This window comes from Paenibacillus sinensis (assembly GCF_019904155.1).
Taxonomy (GTDB): Bacteria; Bacillota; Bacilli; order Paenibacillales; family Paenibacillaceae; genus Paenibacillus_AQ; species Paenibacillus_AQ sinensis.
Genome location: NZ_JAHCMB010000192.1, coordinates 1 through 4,350, shown reverse-complemented (window position 1 = coordinate 4,350; position 4,350 = coordinate 1). Strand labels below are relative to the sequence as shown.

Annotated in this window: 4 protein-coding genes; 1 reads left to right on the top strand and 3 read right to left on the bottom strand. The window is 43.7% G+C overall.

The features are described 5' to 3' along the window. The first annotated feature begins 103 nt into the window (after positions 1-103). Positions 104-733 (top strand): FMN-dependent NADH-azoreductase, encoded by a 630-nt coding sequence (locus KIH86_RS24290; RefSeq protein WP_223083745.1) that lies wholly within the window; start codon positions 104-106, stop codon positions 731-733. Between the two features lie 282 nt (positions 734-1,015). On the opposite strand, the gene KIH86_RS24285 is transcribed toward KIH86_RS24290, so the two are convergent. From KIH86_RS24285 to KIH86_RS24275, 3 genes are all read right to left on the bottom strand, one after another. Beyond that, positions 1,016-2,485 (bottom strand): glycoside hydrolase family 5 protein, encoded by a 1,470-nt coding sequence (locus tag KIH86_RS24285; RefSeq protein WP_223083746.1) that lies wholly within the window; start codon positions 2,483-2,485, stop codon positions 1,016-1,018. Between the two features lie 884 nt (positions 2,486-3,369). After that, positions 3,370-3,900 carry a flavodoxin family protein gene (locus KIH86_RS24280; protein ID WP_223083747.1) on the bottom strand — a complete coding sequence of 177 codons (531 nt, stop codon included), beginning with the start codon at positions 3,898-3,900 and terminating at the stop codon, positions 3,370-3,372. A 47-nt stretch (positions 3,901-3,947) separates the two neighbouring features. After that, on the bottom strand, positions 3,948-4,350 hold a 403-nt coding region (locus KIH86_RS24275; protein ID WP_223110712.1), incomplete at its 5' end, for a TetR/AcrR family transcriptional regulator.

Below are 4,350 nucleotides of genomic sequence, written 5' to 3'. Positions count from 1 at the left end.
ATGAGTTGATCTAGAAAGACTTGTGATCTTCATCACATAAATCAACTATTTCTTTATATAATATTTGATTAGTCAAATAAAATTGTTATAGGAGTGGTAGGCAATGGCGAAAGTTTTATTCATTAAGAGCACCCCGGTTGAGGATGAATATTCCCGCAGCACTCAGATCGCTAGAGTGTTTGTTAAGCGTTATTTGGAACTGAATCCTGAGGATGAGATTATCGAATTGGATTTGTTCAACATGGATGTCCCCTTTATAGATTTGGATATCTTGAATGCGAAGACCAAGCTTCGTACCCAGGCAGAATTGACCGAAGCAGAAGCCAAGAAGCTCGAACAAATGGACCGGTATACCGAACAATTTGTGCAGGCTGATAAGTATATTGTAGTATCACCGTTATGGAACCTGGGTGTCCCTCCAGTATTGAAAGCTTATTTTGATTCTGTATGCTGGGCAGGAAAGACATTCCGTTACACAGCTCATGGTGCAGTGGGATTGTTGGAGAACAAACTGGGAATACATATTCACGGCTGTGGCGGTGTGTACTCCAACGGAGGAGCAATTGGACAATACGCGGACCCTTATGTGACGGGTGTTATGAAATTCATGGGAGTGACAATGCTGCCTACTCTTTTCGTAGAGGGTATAGATGAGGCTCCATCTGAGGCTGAAACGATCTTGGCAAAAGCTAGAGAGCTTGCTATCGATCTTGCCGAGAGATTTGTGTTTTAGTTACATGGATGCATGGTCTAATGGCTGCTCTCTCTTTAGAGGGCAGTCATTTTAAAGGAAACTCTCCATTCTGAACCCTCATTTCTCTACACTGGACGCCACTCGCTCAACGATCACCCTATCTACATCGGCGGCCGAATCGTACTTTGATATTTGAATCTGATCCATTTTACTCAGAAAAAAAGTACTTGTCATTAGGTTTTGACAAGTACTTTTCCTCTTACAACATATTACGCGGTTTAATGTTCACTTACCATTTAATTCATAAATGTTAGGGAAGTCTTATTGAAGCGTCACGTTGTCAATGTATACAGATGTTTGTCCGCTGCTGTTAGACGAAGAAACAAACTGCACTCCGATCTCTTTTACATCCCCAAGATTGGCTACAGAGGAAAGGTTGATCGACAGCGTTGTACCTCCAGTAGAGTTAAGCTTGACGGTACTGCCTTCAGCCCAGGTCCAGCTTGACCCTGTCTTGACATAAAGCTTGGCATAGAGTCCGTTGCCTACAGAACCCCAGGAAGCATGCTTGGCCGTAACGCTTAATGTTGATTTGCCGCTAAGGTCGCGGGTCTGTGTGAGAAGCAGATAATGCTGGGAATTGGCAGACATGATGATATCGGCTTTAAGAGAGTTTGTTCCTTTGGACGCCCATTCATTAACGCTCCATGGTCCAGCCGCTACATTCGAGCCGGTCCAGCCCTGTGTGCTGCCCTCGAAGTCGTACAACGTGGTCGCGGTGTTGCTGCCGGACTGTCTCCACTCTGCGTACGGTGCGCTGCCGGCCAGAATGCTCTTCAGGAAATTCCCGCCTGCCGTCAGAGATCCGTCCGTGTTGAAGATGCTGGCGCTTTCAGACTTGTCGTTAATTGCCCAGTTAGACCAGGAGATATTGTTCTGGTTCAACCAGTCAAGCCATTGATTGGTGGAAGTATAATTGATTGCGCCGTCGCCGTCAGCATTGACGAAGCCCATCTCGGTAACAAACAGCGGAATGCCTTTGTTCAGAGCATAGTTCGCTTTGTCGCGAAGCGACTGGAAGTGAGAACCTGCATAGAAATGCAGCGTATAAGCGATATTGCTGTAGGAAGTAATCGGATTGTCAGCGGCCTGGTCAACATCCTGAGACCAAGTTGGTGTACCGACAACAATCAGATTATCCGAATATTGGCGAATGACAGGAATGACCTGTTCGGCATAGCTCTTGACCGTCGACCAGGAAGTATTGACTGGCTCATTGTAAATTTCGAAGATGACGTTATCATAGCCGCCATACTGCTGGGCCATCTTGCTGAAGAAGCTCTTGGCAGCGTTTACGTTATTCTGCGCGCCGCTCGAATGCCAGTCAATGATAACATAGATGCCCTTGGCGATCGCTGCATTGACAACGGTCTGAACCTTGGATTCATCCGAAGAATTGTATGGATTGCCGGACTCATCCACGCCATATGCTGCTCTCACAATTTCGGCCTGGAATTCATCTACCATCCGGTTCACTGTGGAAGCTGTGTAGAATTGGCCGGACCAGTTGCTCCAGAAGAAGCTTCCTCCTTTGACCATCATGGGCCTATTCGTCTTGGAACCGTTAATCTTATTACCGCTTACTTTCATCTCGCCAAAATAGCTTACAGGGTTAGCGGCAGCAGCTGAAGCAGGCGTTGCAGGTACGGCCGCCTGAATTAGCAATGCCAAAAAATTGAACAGCAAGACCGTGATAATCGGCTTGGTTAAAGAATGATTCGACATATTCATATTTCTATTCTCCTTTGATATAGCATTATTTACGAAAACGTTTTAGATTATTAAACAGAAGTCGCTGCTTAAGTTTGGCCTCACAAGAAGAAAGAACCGTCATGTTCACTGAAAGTATGAAGTTTGAGAAGAAGAACAATACNTTCTGCTATAATATCCTCCTCCTAGAGCTCGATGATGGTAGTACCTTCACTTTTTAATAGACTCAACATCTTCAGATTGGTTAATGCATACGACATCAAGTCTGAGATCCTCCGATCCACCACCTTCTTCCAAAGTATATCTATCCTAGTTTCTACCCTTTGACATCATCCGGGGACTTCCATCTGGATAACATTCAGGATGGAAACAGAACGAACAGAAAATGCTTCATTGCAAGGTGTATTTTGGAAAAGCGCTTACATTATCTATAAAATACATTCTCCATTTGTTTTTGTCAATTCTTATCGAATGAGCTGGCAAGTTTTTTTTGTTTTTTTATTTTTGGTTGACATAAAGTTCAAAGGCATGACCCAAAAGGTTTTTTAGGGTCCTACCCTATCCTGATGATATTTCCGTAATTACACTCAATATCGGCCTAATTTACTATACAGCTTCGATTTAGCCCGACAATTGCGAATTACATCTGCATGATATTGATCGAGTGAATGACTCACAGTTGTTATCTAACAAAACAACCTGCGTTAGGGTGTCCTTGGTAAAAAGTACTGAATCAGTTTTGAAAAGTTAGCAACCAAAAAGACACCTATCCGAGAAATAGCTCGAACGGTGTCGCATGAAAAGTGGGCACAGTAACCGCCCGTTTTTGATATTGCATAGCTTTAGAACATCAGCAATGCCAAGCCATCATTGTAAAGTGACGGCCCCTCCCTTAGCAGATTAACTTAACCATGCATGGTGAGCTTGTTTATCTCCTTAATAGCTATTGTTGAAAGACTACCTGCCTCCGCTTCGCTGATTTTATATGCGGAAGTATCATTGCGGGTTGGTTTTGAATTCTGATGGATGAAATCCTTTATGTGCTGGTCAAGCATGATTGCAGGTCTTGTTCCAGTCCGTTTCAAAAGCTCTGCAAGCAACTTTGGATTTTCGCCGTCTGCTCCACCACTGATAGAAAAGAAACCATATGCTTGAGGGTTTGATTTTATATGGTGCAAATAAGCCCGAAGTGGCGAAGCAATATGTCCCATCCAAACAGGGACGAAAAAGAGGACAAGGTCATAATGCTTAAGGCTATCCGGGTCAGGATGTACTTTGGGTGTTCGGGTAAAAATCATATCCAACATGATACTTCCTATTGTCATGGGCTTTTGTGGTGAGATTTTAATATGTGTTGCCGGCAAGTCCCTTGCCACACATGCAGCAAGTTTATCGTTATTGCCAGTGTAAGAATAGGAAACAACTGCAATGTTCATTCTATCTCCCCCTTAGGTAATTATTGTTGAGCCACTGCTCCGGTTGACTATTTAGAGCAGTCCGTCAGACCTTTCATGATTAGCTCTGTCATGAGATGTAGTAGTTCTGGAAAATACTCAATTCCGATTTCCTCCTTGTGGGTGTCTGCATTAATGACTGCCGCGAAAACCATCATAATCATCTTGCTATTTATGTCTTTGCGCATTTTCCCTTGCTTCTGCCAAAGCGTTATGAGTTTCAAAAAACTGTCGTACAAGAAATCTACAGTATCAACGCCGTTTTCCTCACGATAGACTTGCTCTAGCTTTTCAAACACACTCCTGTTATACCATTCCCGCAAAATGGGATTTGACTTTGTACCCTTAACGTTTAGTTCGAGCATCTGACCAACAACTTCCATAGGGGGTTGCTCTAGGTCAAGTGACTGAAAACAGGCTTGTTTCATCTTT

Bases quoted from the DNA above. Each gene is read 5' to 3' on its own strand.
- KIH86_RS24280 (WP_223083747.1), bottom strand. From the start codon at position 3,900: ATGAACATTGCAGTTGTTTCCTATTCTTACACTGGCAATAACGATAAA.
- KIH86_RS24285 (WP_223083746.1), bottom strand. From the start codon at position 2,485: ATGAATATGTCGAATCATTCTTTAACCAAGCCGATTATCACGGTCTTG.
- KIH86_RS24290 (WP_223083745.1), top strand. From the start codon at position 104: ATGGCGAAAGTTTTATTCATTAAGAGCACCCCGGTTGAGGATGAATAT.